Raw genomic sequence first — 15967 nt, forward strand, 5'->3', positions numbered from 1 at the left:
TCCGGGCGCTCTATTTTATTGACCGTCGAAATCCTTCTCCAGTATGAAGCCACTGTATTCCAGCACTTCGATATCCTCGATGCTGTTATCAGCAAGATAGAGTCTCTGGGTAAGGTTCGTATGATTCTGAAGCGGGGCGACTGAAGTGATATTGTTTTCGCGCAGATTCACATCCTCCAGTTTAGTAAGCGATTCCAGAGGTGCAATGCTGATGACTGCATTGTTTCTCAAGTTCAGTGCCTGGAGTTCCATAAGGTTTCCGAGAGGTTCTATATCCGTGACATCGTTATCCCTCAGATCCAGGGACTCGAGCTCTGCCAGTCCATTGAGGGGAGTGACCTCTTCAATATCATTATCACGCAGATCAAGGTGATCCAGTGCCGTCAGTCCGGATAGTGGATGCAGGTCCGCGATTTGATTCTCCCTCAGATTCAAGTGCTCAAGCGACGTCAGGTCCGACAGGGGCGCAATGGTGACGACCTCATTCCCCTGCAGGTTCAGCTCCGTAAGATTCCCAAGCTCGGCAAGGGGAGCGAGATCTTCAAGACGGTTGTACTCGAGATTGAGCGTTTCAAGCCGGGAGAGTGCACCAATGCCTTCGATATCCCTGATTTCATTCGTGCCGGCATTGATCTCTGTGAGATGTTCCATCCCATACAATGCTGAAATGTCATTGATGCTGTTATCGGCAATATCGATGCTTTCCAGGTTGGAAAGTTTTGAGATGCCGTTTAGATCGATGATGTTGTAGCCTGCAGCGTCAAGATGGGTAAGGCTCTCCAGCTGATTGACGACGATCGCATCTTCATCTGCAAGGTTCAGATTATCGCGTATGGCATCCTCCAGGTTATCATCCTGGAAGTGGCTGCCTTCCGGGGCATACATCAGGCTCCCGACCCAGAGCATTACTGCTATCGTACTGAAGATGGAGACAAGCAGAATATTTTTTAACATTTCTCTAACCGTCCTTTAATTATTAATCATTATACTGATTTTGAGTAGATAGACGATATTATTTTCATTTTACAATAATTTTTTAAAATGGTAAAATTAAAAAAATCTTAAAGGTGATGCTATGGTTCTGGAAGTATTCAATCGAAGAGAAGTAAAATACTTGATACCGTTCGAAACGTACGAAAGTATTGTGCAGGAAATAATGGACTGGATGCGATACGATAAGTTCGGTACAGATGGCAAGTATAATATCGTCAGTCTCTATTTCGATTCTGCTGACGAAAAAATCTATACGGAAACAAGAAACAAGCTGCTGTTCCGTCAGAAGCTGAGGCTCAGAGTCTATGATGAAGCGGATCTGACGAGTACATCGTTTCTTGAGATAAAGCAGAAGTACAACAATGTCGTCAATAAAAGAAGGACGGCGCTGCCGCTATTCGAGGCATATGACTATATATACCGTCGCAATGATGTCAGCCATGCGGTCACCAATCCGCAGATCTACAAGGAAGTGGATTATTTCCGCAACCTCTATGATCTGGATCCGAAAGTGGTGGTAAGCTATGATCGCCATGCTTTCCATGGCATTCACGAAGCCGACTTGAGGGTGACTTTCGACTATAACCTGAGATGCCGTTCAGATGATCTGAATATTGAAAATGGTCCCCATGGGACACACTTCATCGATAGGAATCTGGTGGTCATGGAAGTCAAGATGTCTTCAAGCATTCCGTTATGGCTTACAAATATCCTGTCGAAATACGGATTGAAAAAGGAGGGTGTCTCCAAGTTCTGCACGAGCATCGATGTGGAAAGTCTGGGGATTGAGCATGCCATCCAGGAAAGCAGGGTGGGTCAGAGATGAGGGAATTCATACAGAACTATCTGGAACTCGGCAATGAGACGACGACATTCACAATCGTCGAACTGATGATTGCCATCCTGCTGAGCTTCATTTTGAGCATCATCGTCACACTGGTCTACAAGTGGACCCACCATGGTGTCCGGTACTCGCAGTCCTATGTCCAGACAGTCGTCATCATGAGTGTCGTCGTCGCCATCATCATGATCGTCATCGGCAACAATATCGCTGTCGCCTTCGGCCTTGTCGGTGCTTTTTCCATCATCCGCTTCAGAAGTGCGATGAGTGATCCGAAAGACATCGCCTTCATATTCTTCGGGATGGCCGTCGGAATTTCTTGCGGCCTCGGATTCTATGTACTCGCAGTACTGTTCACTTTTACGATGAGTGCACTCATCCTGATCATGCATACGGTCAACTACGGCAGCAAGGGAACGGACGAAAAGGTGCTCAAGGTCACCGTGCCGGAGAATATGAACTTCGAAGGTGTTTTTGACGATGTGTTCGAGCAGTTCCTCGATCAGGCCCAGCTGGTCAACATTGAAACGACGAATCTTGGAACGATGTACCTCCTCGAATACAGGGTCCGCACAAAGAAGAATGTTCCCGATAAGGAGCTGATGGATGCCATCAGAGTAAAGAATGCCAATATGAAGGTGACGTTGAACGTATCGAGTCTGAGTTATTGATATCTACATAAGGACAGGTTCAGAGATTTCTGAACCTGTCCTTTCTATTGTGTAAACTCGATCGTATAGCGTGCCGTGCCTTCCAGTGTATCATCGAATACTGCTTTATTGGTGTAGGGGTTGACGGTTGTCTCGATTGCTGTACCATCCTTTTGCACCTGCAGGTCATGCAATGCCTCGAAGTCCGAGCCGTTCATGATCCAGTTGCCTCTGCTGAGCCAGCCGGTGTTGTTCCGGTAGTAGAGTGTCAGCCTGCCTTCTACCGAGCCGTCCTGTGTTTCCAGGATGTAGCTCCGGTTGATGCCTTCGACGTCGTTGTTCTGCTCTATGGTCAGGCGCATCACGGGATCACCGGTCACACTTTCCGGTTCAAGATATGCCATGACGAAACCGTCGGCATTCGTCAGATATACGCCTTCATTTTCGGTGATCTGACCCGCTTCAGCGGAATATTCAGCTGCTGCTTCAGGGGTTTCAAAATGTCTCGGCAGAAATTGATATCGCAGATCGAAGAATTCGGGAACAGTTTCCTTCCTTTCATCATACGCTGCAGTATTGCCGAAGAAGTTCTGCCCGTGGAGTGTAAATGCATCCGCACTCAATGATGCAGCCATTTCACCGTCCACAATATGCTGATGTTCTGCAATCCTTCCATCGATCCAATCATTGGAAAGATGGCCATCCATCAGCTCCAGTATACGTGCTTCAAGTGAGTTTCTGAGCGCATCGGATGCAAGCGTCTTGTGGACGAGCAGGTTCTGCCATGTCGGTATGATTGGGTTTTCGTAGCTGAAATAGTCATTTGCAATGCCGCCGACCTGGCCACGGCTGTCAGATCCCATTACAAGGTCCTTGTCCCACGGAATGAACTGCCATTTTGCATCCGGATCCTGGTGGTCCAGATACATCCAGTAGTCGTTGCCGAATGTGTCGATATCACCAATGATGAAATGGACGGCGAGAAAGTCCATGAAGTTCTTCTCATCCACATATTCGAATAGACCGGATTCGAATCCGGTGCCTGCCGGGGTGGAATAGACCCACTCCTGGAACTGGCCGAGCTTCAGCCAGTTGGGCTCGCCACGGTAGTCATACACCTGCTCCAATACCGCCGCCTTGTCTTCAGCGTGATAATCGAGATTGAATGCGAAAGTGGAATCGACCGTCGTACCGATTTCACCTTTGTGAGTACGCATCTGGTCTCTGACCAGAGTCCCTTCAGGATCAAGGCCGTGGGCCACAAGAAACTCCTCGTCAATGCGTTCCACACTCGTATAGAACCCCTCATAGTTATCGTTGATATAGAGACGGTAATATTCCGCTCGGGGCGCAGGGATATCAAGTCTGCTGAACATATCAAAGGACAACTGTTCCCGAATCATGGAAGGATCCGTGTACATGGCATTCAAGTTCAGCCGGTCCGAACCATGCAGAAAATCCTGTGGTTCTGCGAATTCTATGCTTAATGGCTTCTTTTCACGGTTGCGTGTGGAATTTCCGCGGAATCTGACACCTTCCAACTGCAGAACCGTCTCTTCCTCATTTATTTTCGCATGGGCAGCGATGGGGACATCGGAATTCGGATCTCTTTCATAAAGGTAGTCGAGATCATCCGCCTCCATGTAGAGCCGCAGCGTACGTACACCATCGTCGGGATGATTTTCAGGCTCGAATGCATCTGTAGCAGCCACCGACTGTTCCGGGTCCTCAGCAGGCATATTGCAGCCGGCCAATATCAGTAAGGCAGAAAGAATGAAAATGCTGGATAACTGTTTCATGGAACCCCCTCAAATAATCTTCGGGTCATGGGCACCCGACCGGTATGTACTGGCTTTATATCATTGGCTATATTATAAGGGATACTCCGAGGGGAATGTGGTTTTTAATCGAGTTTTAATAAAAAAACTCCAAAGCAATGACTTATAGTCTTTGCTTTGGAGATGCTGATTTACTATTGTCTTAAAACTGCTGTCCATCCAGTTCCAGAGTACCTGTCGTATCCGTCAGCAGACCATGCTGTGAAGCGGTCAGCAGATCGCGGTAGATGCGGTTGAGCGGATGGTCCGCCATGATGACGTCCATGCCGAGGTGGCGGTATAGCTTCTGTGCGCCACCGACCGCATGATGCGCGACAATCTTGCTGAGGACGGGGATGTCGTCGGAATCCGGACTGATGCCCTGCTGATGCTGTGCCCAGGACGACTCGATTACACTATGAAAGTTTTTCCTGGCTTCAAGGAATGCCGCTTCACTGTCATCCAGCACCTTCACTGCATGCACGTGTCGTTCCTTTTTCCATGAAGTCTCTTTTTCTTCAATATGCGCTCTTGCGGCATCGAAGAAATGCCGCGCGATACCAATCGTCGTCGCAGCGATATTCGCTGCTGCAAACGGCTCGAACGGGTAGTGATAGATCGGATTATCGTAATGGAAGTGCGGGTCTGCCACATCGAAGCGGTAGTGTGCCGGAACAAGTGCATCTTCGACATGGATGGTATGGCTGCCTGTGGCGCAAAGTCCGAAGGCATTCCAGTCACTTTCCACACGGACCTGGTCCGGTAGCATCGCAAAGGCACGCAGCAGTCCGTCATCGAAATCATCGGATTCGATCCGGCAGGTGGCGGTGAACAGACTCGCATGATCTGCGCCGCTTGCGTACGGCCATGCACCATTCACAATATAGCCGTCATCCGTCTTCCTTGCCACACCGAGCGGCCGGTCGCTGCCGGCAATATAGAAGTTCCGCACACTGAACAGTTCCTGTACAGCACGGGGATCCATGACTGTTGCAAAGAAGCCGGCCCCGGAGCCGATCTGGACGAGCCAGCCGAAGCTGCCGTCGATGTAGGCGGTATCTTCGAAGTATCTGATGGCTTCCGGAAAAGGGGTCATCCTGCCGCCGATCGTGTCCGGAACAAACAGCTTGAAGAGTCGATGCTCATAGATCAGATCGAGTACCGTCTGATCAAGCTTTCCATTCTGTTCCATGTCGGAAGCGTACTTCCGGACGGTTTCAGTCATCTGTTGATCAATCATTCTCATTTCCCACTTTCAGCATCTGATAGATTTCCCGCTTGAGCTGGTTGAATGTATCTTCAAGTGTGATGTCATGGTGGCGGGGTCTTGCAAAGGGCACTTCGATCTCCCTTGCAATACGTGCCGGCTTGTCTGACAGGATGAGGATCCGGTCGGACATGTAGAGTGCCTCCTCGATGCTGTGGGTGATGAAGAGCACGGAACGCCGGTCCATCTCCCAGATTCTGAGCAGCCAGTCCTGCATATCAAGACGGGTCAGCTCATCCAGGGCACCAAAGGGCTCATCGAGCAGCATCAGTGGCTGGGGACTCAGCAGGGAACGGATGAAGGCGACACGCTGGCGCATGCCGCCGGACAGCACATCCGGGTACGATGATGCATACCCGCCGAGTCCGGCACGCTCGAGCCATTCCCGGGCAGCCGTCTTATCCACCTTGCCGGTGATCTCCTGTACCAGCACTACATTATCCTCGATCGTCCGCCATGGCAGCAGGGAGTCCTGCTGGGGCAGATAGCTGATATGCCCACGCTGTCCGTTGACGCGTTCGCCTTCGATCAGGATATCGCCTGCATCCGGTCTGAACAGACCGCCGATCAGGTTGAAGATCGTACTTTTGCCGCTGCCGGACGGACCAAGCAATGTGACGAACTCACCTTCAGCGACATGGAGTGACAGATCGTCCAGTACATGCACTCTGTTCTGTCCATCAAATGTATGGGTCAGGCCGTCTATCTCCAGTTTATTCACCATCTCCACGTGCCTCCTTCTGATTCGTATCCCACGGAACAAGCCACTTCTCAAGCAGCAGAATAAAGCCGAACAGGATGAGGCTGATGACCATGATGACAAATATGGCGACAAACACCTGATCCGTACGGAAAGCAGAGGAGGCGAGCGTCATGAAGACACCAAGCCCTTCCTGCGCCCCGAGCCATTCGGCGATGACGGCGCCCATCACGCTGTAGGTGGCGGAGATTTTGAGCCCTGAAAAGAAGTAGGGCAGGGCACTCGGCCATTCGAGCTTGAAAAAGATCTGCCGGCGGCTGGCACCGATCATCTGCATGTAGTTCCTGAGTGTCGGACTGGTCTGGCGGAATCCGTCGATCAGCGACACGGCGACCGGAAAGAAGCAGACGAGTGTGATGATCAGAATCTTCGGCAGAGCGCCGAATCCGAACCATAGTACCAATAGTGGCGCCAGTGCGATGATCGGTATGTTCTGCGACAGTACCATGAGCGGATAGAGGCTCTGCCTCGCCTGCGGAATGAGGTGGAGCACCACCGCAAGGACGATGCCGACGGAGACTCCGATGGCGAATCCGCCGAGCGCGATCTGTATGGTCGACAGCGTATGCCCGAGCAGCCTCGGATAGATCGCAATGCCTTCCTGGATGATCTGGATGGGACTCGGCAGCATCCAGTCGGCAATATTGAAAATACTTACCGCAAGCTGCCAGATGACCAGTATCAGAAGTATCGCCAGAATCGGCGGTCCGACACGCCATGATGAAAGTCGTCGCATTTACTATTCCTCCAATCTACTCAGCTCCGGGCAGAAATTCGTTCGTGTATGCCTGTTCCACATCGAGTTCCGACTCGATCAGTTCATTTTCATACATCCAGTCGCTGTAGTTCTGCCACACATCCTGTGCCTGATAACCCCAGTATGGCGCATCGCCCTGGTAGACGTCCACCAGCCACTCCTGGCTCGCCCTGACAAGTTCCGGATCAAGGTCCGGCTCAGCCTCGATCAGATGTTCCGCAGCCGCCTCAGGCTGCTCCATCGCAAACTGGTAGCCTTCCGCCGTCGCTTCGGTGAACGCGCGGACAGTCTCCGGGTCGCTGTCGATCAGATTCTGGTTCGTCATCAGTACAGGGGTATAGAAATTAAGTGCATCCGAATACTCGGTGAAGTCGATCGTATTGAGCGGGAAGTCGCGCAGCTCCGCTTCAATCCCTGTCCAGCCATAGTAGATCCAGGCAAAGTCGACGTCACGCTGTACAGCAGTGAAAAAGTCCGTGTCGCCGATGTTCAGAATATCCACTTCGCTGATATCCGCACCGTCCGCCTGCATGATGGACGCGATCGTCTCCTCCTCGATCGGTGAGCCGTAGCCGCCGTATGTCTGTCCCTCAAGGTCGGACGGCGTCTCGAGCCCATACTCCTCCGGTGAGGCAAGGACTGACGTGTTATCCTGGATGATTGCAGCGAGTGATACGATATCGACACCCTGGAGACGGGCCTGGGTGACGTTCTCCTGGGCACTGATGCCGAAGTCGCCATTGCCGGTGGCCACGGTCTGTTCTGCACCCGCTTCACCCGGCAGAACGATATTCACGTCGAGTCCGCGTTCCTCGTAGTATCCTTCCGCCTGTGCAGCATAGATGCCCGTATGGTTCGTATTCGGCGTCCAGTCGAGGACGAATGTAATCTCCTCCAGTGCTCCGTTTTCTGCCGAACTGCCATCATCGGCATCATCGCCATTACCGCACGCGGCAAGAAACAGTGCAAGGATGATGGGGAATAAAATCTTCTTCATATGGAAACTCCTCTCAAAATGGCGGTGTCCTGCATCCGATAAAAACAGGAATACAAAAAAACACCTTCCGTATCTGGAGGCGTCAAGAACTGTAAGACGATACACGAGTGCCGTATATGCGCTACACATTCCCTACGCTGGTATTATCCAGATCAGGTCAAAGGGTCAGGTCATGCCTTCTCAGCCTCATGCGGCTCCCCTATGCATCAAATATTCAATTGATATGTCCATTATACCATGGCGACAAATCAAGTCCAAGGTGCAGGGATCAGAATCCGGACAATGAAAAAAGCGTCTTCCGAGCATATTGCTCGAAAGACGCCTGATTATTCTACTCTGTCAGATCCCTCTCCATGTACACATGCGGGATGCCGGCATCCATGAATTCATCAGAGGAGACAGTGTAGCCGAGCTTCCTGTAGAAATCGATGGCATGCACCTGGGCACCGAGCCTGGCACGGGTATAGCCGTTTTCACTTGCATGGGAATGGACGTATGCCATCAGTTCACGGCCGAGTCTTCTGCCGCGTGCTTCAGGCAGCACCGCCATACGTTCCACTTTGATCATTTTGTCATCGGCCGGACGGTAACGGACAGTGCCGACCGGTTCCTCTTCAATCAGCAGTATGTGTGTGGCCACGTCTTCATATTCATCAACCTCACGGTCCATCGGCACATTCTGCTCCTCCACGAAGACACGTTTACGGATGGCAAGGCACTGGTTGTACAGGATATTGTTGTCTGCGACTTTGATTTCCATCGAAATTCCTCCTACATTGCATTCTTGCGCCGGATGGCGGTGAACTGCCAGAAGATCTTGAGCTGTTCCAGGTTCCAGTAGGCAAGACCGAGCGACAGGGCAGGCTTGGTGTTGAACTTCATGCCACTCGCTTCAGCCGCTGCAAGTGCGAGGTACTGGATATGCGGCTTCAGTGCCTTGAATGCCTGGGACAGCCTTTCTTCCTCTCTGATCCAGTCCATCGGGAAGGTCAGTTCGAAAATGTTGATGCGGCGGTAGATGTCCGGCATGGCGATGATGTAGCATGCTGCATCAACCTCGGGATTCTTCAGCGCTTCCGCGAAGTACCCCCGGATGGAGAGGTACATCTCCTTGTGCTCATGATTCTGGTAGTAGTACGTATCTTCCATCGCAGGCTGGCCGCTATGCTTGATCTGGTCATCCAGGTAGTCGAACATCTCATTGATATTCGTTTCCTTGTCATAGGTCTTTCTCATCACAATCCGCTCCTAGACTTCATTTTGCGCGCGGTCAAAACTGTCGTAGCTTCCGGTGCCGTTGTACTCCTCAGTGCTTTCCTCGTAGTATTCGCCAGTGTTCTCTTCACTGTTGTACTGCTCGGTACTCTCTTCGTAATTGTACTGTTCAGTACTCTCTTCGTAGTTGTACTGCTCGGTGCTTTCCTCCTGGATGCCCTCGGATCCATTGCCATTTTCAGGTGCCCAGTAGTTGTCCTCTTCAGTCGTCGCACCTTCCTGGGAGGTGCCTTGTTCTGTAGTAGCCTCTTCTGAAGTACTTTCACCCGTCGGCTCCTCAGAGGAGGATTCGATGTTGCCTTCACCTTCGATACTCTCTTCCGGGTCCTCTTCTCCCATGTTGAATCCGTTGCCGATATCGCTCGTATAGCCTTCCTGCATGAAGTACGGTACTGTTTCCGGTACAAATTCATCGAGATAGTAGTCGGAAACATATTCATAAGGCACGATGTAGTCGGACAGCCGGATATTGATCAGGTCGTACGGCTCGGGTGCTTCAAGGTTCAGCGTTTCCCGAAGGGTCTTTGAAATCGCATAGAGATGCTCTTCGTTCGCCCAGTAGAAGTAGGCGCCATTGCCCTGGTACCAGAAGTCGCTGCCGCGTATCTGTGTCGGGTTGAACTCGATGTCGTTGAAGGAGTAGTAGGCGGCAAGACTGCGGATCTCCTTGCTGGTCATGTTGTGCTTCGTATTGTCCGCCACGACTTCAATCAGGTCATCCAGCTTGGTCAGTGCACCGGTGGATTTCGCTTTGCCGAGTATCTTCTGCACCATCTCGAGCTGGCGCTGGCCACGGCCGAGGTCGGTATCCACACGCCGGCTGCGGACAACAGCCAGTGCCTCTTCACCGTTCAGTTCCTGGACACCCGGTTCCAGAATGATGCGTCCACGGTCGATGGAGTTCGGTTCATTCATTTCAAATGGAACGTCGAACTCGACACCACCGAGCGCATCGACAAGATCGACAACAGCCGCCATATTGACGCGGGCATAGTAGTCGACAGGGACATTCAGCAGTGATTCAACCGCGTTCATGGAGCCCGCCGGCCCGTTTTCACGATGGGCATGCGTGATCTTATCGAAGTAGTTGTTCTCCGGGAAGTAGGTCAGTGTATCCCGTGGGATGCTGACGAGCTTCACTTCATCCGCTTCCTTATCGAACGTCGCAAGGATCATCGTATCCGTTCTGAAATCGCTTGTAGAAAGATCACCTTCCTCCTTGCGTGATTCACTTTCGTCAACACCAAGAATCAGAACTGTAAAGCTGTCGAGTGACGGATCCACATCTTCAAGCCGCAGTTCCGACTGGTCGCGGTCCGCTGCCTCGAATGAATCGCTGACACCCTGCTCGAACGAGTTGAATAGATTATAGATGTATGCGCCAATGACAACGAGTGCAATGATGAGGAAAATCAGTACACCGTAAAAAATTTTTCTTTTCATATTATTCAAGTACCCACTTTTTATGATTTAGTATGTGATGACATATTGCCATTGTTTAATTATAATATGAGAGAGCCATAAAATGGAATAGATATGAGCAATCCTCACATAAACTTCAAAACTGTATATAATCATATAGAATATGAAGACGTACTACAAGAAATAAACGAAGCAATGAAAGCCAGAAGAGGTGCCGTATGAAGAAAGTGACAATGTTTGTATGGAATAATTTTGTGAATGATGCGAGAGTGCTCCGGGAGGCGACAGCGCTGACGGAAGCGGGCTATGAAGTGACAGTCATCGCCAAGAAGGAGATGGATGAGCTGCATCTGGCTTCAAGCGAGACCGTGGCCCCCCATGTCTATGTCAACCGGCCGCTCAAAGTGGAGCTGCCGAAATGGATCCGGAAGAAAATAAAATCCACGATACTCACAAAGCATCTGCCGAACATGCTCGAAATGTTCAAGATGATGATGCTCGGACGTCAAACGAATGCGGACATCTATCACTCCCATGATCTGAATACACTGCTGCAGGGCATTGCGAGCGCCAAGCTACGGCTCAGCAGAAAACCGCTTATATACGATTCCCATGAAGTACAGACCAGCCGGACGCACTATTCTTTCGATAAGATCTACCGACTGGAAGGGTTCCTGCTCAAATTCGTCGATCATGTCATCGTCGAAAACGATACACGTGCCAACTATCATAAGCGACTGTATAAAAGTAGGCCGACGCCGGTGCACAACTACTCCGAACTCTATGACATCGACAACGTAGAAGCGTATCCGATTCGTGAAGAATATGGTATCGGAGCAGAGGAGAAGATCGTCCTCTACCAGGGCGGCATGCAGGAGGGCAGGGGACTGTTCAAGCTGCTGGATGCCTTCAAGGACATCGAGGGTGCACATCTCATCATGATTGGTGACGGAAAGGAACGTCTGAACCTGATCGAGTACCACAAGCACCTCGGTATAGAGAACAAGGTCATCTTCATCGAACGCGTCCCCTACAAAGATTTGAGACGCTATACGAAATCCGCCGACATCGGCATCCAGTTCCTCGAGAACACCAACTTCAACCACTATTCGGCATCATCCAACAAACTGTTCGAATATATCATGGCCCACGTACCGGTCATCGGTTCCAGGTTGCCGGAGATCGAAGCGGTCATCGAATCGGAACAGGTCGGACTGACGGTTGAACCGGAAAGTACGCAGGCACTGAAGACAGCCATCGAAAAGCTGATTGGAAACGACGCGTGGCGGTTGTCCTACAGGGAAAATACAAAGCAGGCCAAGCTGAAGTACAACTGGAATGAAGAGAAAGATGTATTGAAGCGGGTATATCGAAAAATAGACAAATAAAAATCGCGACTCGTTATGAGTCGCGATTTTTGTTTAGAACGTATATCTAGTGTAGTACTGGCCACGGATACCGAGCTGGTCGTAGTAGTTCTTAAGATTGCGTGCCGTAGCGTAGGCCCAGTTGACATCTGTTGCGTACTGGTAGGTACCTGGATTCATCGGGTTCCAGCGCATCGCATAAAGTGTCGTCTGGTTGCGGTTGAAGTAGCCACTTGAGATGAATTGTGCACCACCTATGACTGCCTTGGCTGGTGTATCCCAGCCCATCTGCTGGGCATAGCGTGCACCAGCGAGAATAGGGTTATGATCATAAGCTGCAATGCCGTACATGTTGTAGTAGAGTTTGCCGTTGGAAGAAATATTGCCGTTTGCATCGAGGCGAACACCGCGAGCTAATTGACTTTGACCATTTCCCGTTTCATGAAGGGCATGGGAAATGAGATAGACTTCGTTGACACCATGCGTGTTGGCTGCTCTTAGGAAGGCAGAACCTTGGTTATGCAAAGTGCCCTTCCCGCTTAATAATTTATTATTAAGTTCATAGCTTGAAATGTTCTGCGCTTGATTCAGATTAAGGAAAGTATAGTCCCAAGTATCTGACTGGTGATTTGCAGGATCAAGGTTATATCTGACTTCTTCGCGCGTTGCATTTCTCCAACCCCCACCGGAAACCCAAGCTTGCGGCTTTGATCTCAAGCTCATCTGAGTGTCGAGTACTTCATTTAATGACTCTTTATATTTAACTGTATTTACAACTGGAGATGGTGTGGAAGGTTCGACCTGTTGGACCTTGGTATTCTGAATCCAGCCATAGTCATTTCCTAGCTTGCCATAGTAGAAAGTAAGTGCTCCAAGATCTACAGTTTTTTGTGCCTGGAAGCTAGTCCCTTTCTTATAATCATTCAATGTATTAATGTATTGTTCCTTCATACCCCATGGATCTTCAAGCAGTCCACCTGTACGAGTCTGCAAAGTGTATGAAGCGTTATTCACTTTTTCTTCTGACAAGTCCCATTTATTCAAATCTATGGACTTCATCCATCCCTGCATTGCACCTTCATAGCTAGAGTGCACCTGGTAGAATGTTTCTCCTGCATAATCCGCCTGACGTTCGATGAATACAGTCTGGTTTAGAAGAAAATCAGCCGATACTGACTTTTGGCTTGTTACAGGACTTCTTAGCCCTGAGTTGTCTTTGCTTTTCAGTTTCGCTGCATACGATACATTTTTGTAAACAGGGGCAATATCAAGACTATGCAATTTTCTTTTTTCTATCCAGCCATGGTCGTTACCTATTTTACCGTAGTAATACGTATGTGCACCGAGAGTAAGAACTTTTTCACTCTTAAAAGATTCGTCCTCATAAGCGCCAAGTCTTTTGACCTGTTGTTCTTTGGAACCCCACGGATCAGTAAGAAGATAATGGTTTGGTGTACCTACACGGAAATTTTCGCTATGTTTTTTTGCTTCTGAAAGATTGAATAATCTCAAGTCATTGGATTTCATCCAGCCTTGCATTGCTCCTTCATAACTCGAATGCACGCGATAGAATATTTCCCCCTGATAGTCTGCCTTGCGCTCTATAAAGATGGTTTGGTCTTCCAAGAAATCAGCAGACACAGTTCTTTTGCTTGTCACCGGACTTCTTAGTCCAGAGTTTCTATCAGATCCTATTTTAGCAGCATAGGAAACAACAGAGTAATCAGGTGTAGTACTGGAAGTATCCATTCGCAAGAAGGAAACATCAGACATCAGGGAGAACCTTTGAGTGGCGACACGTTTTTGCAGCTTTTCTTCATCTTTTGATTCTGGAGAAGTTGCTTCTGGTTCAGTAGTTTCCTTTTTGTTTTCCTGTGTTTCTTTTGATGGCTCTGTTTCTTCTTCGTCAGGTCCATTTTCAGTAATTTCTTTATTTGCATCTGCCGATTCTATTTCATCGTTCTTGTTGCTTGTTTTCAAGACATTCTTTTCCTTGGTATCTTTTGAAACAGGTGTTTCCAAAGATACCGACTCGTCCTTCGTTTCACTCTTTACTTCACTTTCCAATCTGTCTTCATCAGTATCCAAGGACTTTTCAGTTGGTTTGGAAGTGATAGGAGCTTTCGTATCATCACTATTTTGTTGATCATTACCAGTTTTATTTTCTGGCTGCGAGGATTTTCCTGGTGCTTTGAGCACTGGTGCTTCAACTGATTCATTCTCTACTGCATGGTCGCTTTTTACGGATTCAGAAGTGTTGCTTTCTTCAATTGGTTCTGTTTCAGATTGTGCAACGGATTCCTCTTCATCAGTTGCAGAAGCTGGCTTCGACTTGGAAAACTCTGTTTCAGAAGCTGGCTTCGATTCGGAAACATTTGATTCAGGGCGGGTTTCTTCAATGCTAGTTTCTACAGGTTCTGCTGCAACTTCATCAGCTTCAATTTCCTGTTGTGTTTCTTCAGTCGATTCAAGCTCTGCTTTTATGTGTTCATCCGGTACTGATGCTTCCTCTACGACATCAGATAAGCTTTCCTCAATTACTGGCTTACTGATCTTTTCAGATTCTTTGGTGTTGCTTATGTATTCTTTGGTACTGACTTGCTGCTGCCCGATTTTGTCCTGACCGTCCGTTTCATCAGCACTGGCTTGCGCCGAAATACCAAGTAGGGAAAGCGTAACAAGGGTCGGTACAATCAATCGATTCTTGTACTTCATAAATTACCTCCTTCAGGTGATATAAACATTATATAATTATTATAGTAAATAATGTATGTTAATTTTGTAAGTAATATAAATGTAATATTAGTTTCCAGTTTCATCCTGCTGTCAGCTTATGCATGACATTTCACATGATAAGCTTTATAATTGGTTATGTTATTCTCACAATGAAAAGTAATATAATATGCAAGCTTGAGGGTCTACTATATGTAGGATTATAATATAAAGCGGAATCCTGACACTCTGTGGATTCTGCTATTTTTGTGAATTGAGGAAAATGGAAATGAATAATGTTTACAGAATCTTTAAAGAACAGTGGATACATAGGCATCTGATATGGAAATTGACAATCTACAATATGAAGAGCCAATACGCCAACCATTATCTGGGGGTCTTCTGGAATATACTGCAGCCTGCGATGCAGATCCTGCTATACTATATTGTTTTCGGTCTAGGTTTAAGAGGCGATCGGGGTGATGTGGGGGACATTCCATTCATCGTACACCTGATTTCAGGAATCTTTCCGTGGCTCTTTATTTCCCAGGGCATCAATGGAGCCTCCAACGCAATTCAAAGTCAGCTGAGCCTGGTCACTAAAATGAAGTTCCCATCAAGCATACTGTTATCGATGTCGCTTGTGAATGCAATCATCAACCTGTCGATGACCACTGTTATACTTATAGGCATCAGTCTGGCAGGTGGTTATTCCACCCCCGTACATTACATCGGCTTCCTATACTTTGTGTTTGCATCTTACATGCTCATTTTTGGTATAGGACTGATCATGTCCTCCCTTGTCATTCTGATTCGGGATATGAAAAATATACTGCAGAACGTGATCAGAATGTTTTTCTTCATGACACCAATATTCTGGACGCTCGATGAAGCATCGGAGATACTTCAAGTGTTGTCTTCATTGAACCCGTTTGCGTATCTTCTCATGAATTACAGAAATGCGATGGTACTGGAGGCCGCTCCATTATATGGAACGATGACCGACCATATCTACTATTGGTCACTGACACTACTACTGATTTATGTCGGTGCACATATACACTACAGATTTAAAAATAAACTTGTTGATTATCTATAAGGAAAGGGTG

General features: G+C 48.6%; 14 protein-coding genes and 1 riboswitch. Of the genes, 4 read left to right on the forward strand and 10 right to left on the reverse strand.

The features are described 5' to 3' along the window. Positions 1-15: 15 nt before the first annotated feature. Positions 16-954 (reverse strand): leucine-rich repeat domain-containing protein, encoded by a 939-nt coding sequence (locus FO441_RS00815; protein ID WP_145284405.1) that lies wholly within the window; start codon positions 952-954, stop codon positions 16-18. A gap of 121 nt (positions 955-1075) precedes the next feature. On the opposite strand from FO441_RS00815, the gene FO441_RS00820 reads away from it, so the two are divergent. Beyond that, positions 1076-1819 (forward strand): polyphosphate polymerase domain-containing protein, encoded by a 744-nt coding sequence (locus tag FO441_RS00820; protein ID WP_145284408.1) that lies wholly within the window; start codon positions 1076-1078, stop codon positions 1817-1819. Then, positions 1816-2505: a DUF4956 domain-containing protein gene (locus tag FO441_RS00825; RefSeq protein WP_145284412.1), complete on the forward strand. Its 690-nt coding sequence runs from the start codon at positions 1816-1818 to the stop codon at positions 2503-2505. Before FO441_RS00820 ends, FO441_RS00825 begins: the two co-directional genes overlap by 4 nt. A gap of 44 nt (positions 2506-2549) precedes the next feature. Here FO441_RS00825 and FO441_RS00830 read toward each other — a convergent pair whose 3' ends face one another. The 8 genes from FO441_RS00830 to FO441_RS00865 form a co-directional block, all read right to left on the reverse strand. Next, entirely contained in the window at positions 2550-4283 is a 1734-nt protein-coding gene (locus FO441_RS00830; RefSeq protein ID WP_145284415.1) for a CotH kinase family protein, read from the reverse strand. Between the two features lie 181 nt (positions 4284-4464). Continuing rightward, positions 4465-5541 carry an acyl-CoA dehydrogenase family protein gene (locus tag FO441_RS00835; RefSeq protein WP_186365434.1) on the reverse strand — a complete coding sequence of 359 codons (1077 nt, stop codon included), beginning with the start codon at positions 5539-5541 and terminating at the stop codon, positions 4465-4467. Continuing rightward, a complete protein-coding gene (locus FO441_RS00840; protein WP_145284421.1) occupies positions 5534-6292 on the reverse strand; it encodes an ABC transporter ATP-binding protein in 759 nt (252 codons plus the stop codon). The genes FO441_RS00835 and FO441_RS00840 overlap by 8 nt, the downstream gene beginning before the upstream one ends. After that, on the reverse strand, positions 6282-7064 hold the full coding sequence (locus FO441_RS00845) for an ABC transporter permease (protein ID WP_145284424.1): 783 nt from the start codon (positions 7062-7064) through the stop codon (positions 6282-6284). The genes FO441_RS00840 and FO441_RS00845 overlap by 11 nt, the downstream gene beginning before the upstream one ends. Positions 7065-7080: 16 nt before the next feature. Continuing rightward, complete coding sequence (locus FO441_RS00850; RefSeq protein ID WP_145284427.1) at positions 7081-8082, reverse strand: ABC transporter substrate-binding protein; 1002 nt, start codon at positions 8080-8082, stop codon at positions 7081-7083. 112 nt (positions 8083-8194) lie between these two features. Beyond that, positions 8195-8293, reverse strand: a riboswitch (TPP riboswitch). Between the two features lie 120 nt (positions 8294-8413). Next, the gene (locus tag FO441_RS00855) at positions 8414-8842 is read right to left on the reverse strand and encodes a GNAT family N-acetyltransferase (protein WP_145284430.1); all 429 of its coding nucleotides are present in this window, start codon (positions 8840-8842) and stop codon (positions 8414-8416) included. Positions 8843-8853: 11 nt separating this feature from the next. Continuing rightward, entirely contained in the window at positions 8854-9318 is a 465-nt protein-coding gene (locus FO441_RS00860) for a DUF2538 family protein (RefSeq protein ID WP_145284433.1), read from the reverse strand. 12 nt (positions 9319-9330) lie between these two features. Continuing rightward, positions 9331-10800 (reverse strand): LCP family protein, encoded by a 1470-nt coding sequence (locus FO441_RS00865; RefSeq protein WP_145284436.1) that lies wholly within the window; start codon positions 10798-10800, stop codon positions 9331-9333. A 197-nt stretch (positions 10801-10997) separates the two neighbouring features. Between FO441_RS00865 and FO441_RS00870 the strand changes: the two genes are divergently transcribed. Then, the gene (locus FO441_RS00870; protein WP_145284439.1) at positions 10998-12167 is read left to right on the forward strand and encodes a glycosyltransferase; all 1170 of its coding nucleotides are present in this window, start codon (positions 10998-11000) and stop codon (positions 12165-12167) included. A 33-nt stretch (positions 12168-12200) separates the two neighbouring features. On the opposite strand, the gene FO441_RS00875 is transcribed toward FO441_RS00870, so the two are convergent. Next, entirely contained in the window at positions 12201-14861 is a 2661-nt protein-coding gene (locus tag FO441_RS00875; protein WP_145284442.1) for an N-acetylglucosaminidase, read from the reverse strand. Positions 14862-15147: 286 nt separating this feature from the next. Between FO441_RS00875 and FO441_RS00880 the strand changes: the two genes are divergently transcribed. Beyond that, a complete protein-coding gene (locus FO441_RS00880; protein ID WP_145284445.1) occupies positions 15148-15957 on the forward strand; it encodes an ABC transporter permease in 810 nt (269 codons plus the stop codon). Positions 15958-15967: the final 10 nt, after the last annotated feature.

The sequence above is a fragment of the Salinicoccus cyprini genome (assembly GCF_007713705.1).
In the GTDB taxonomy this organism is placed as follows: domain Bacteria; phylum Bacillota; class Bacilli; order Staphylococcales; family Salinicoccaceae; genus Salinicoccus; species Salinicoccus cyprini.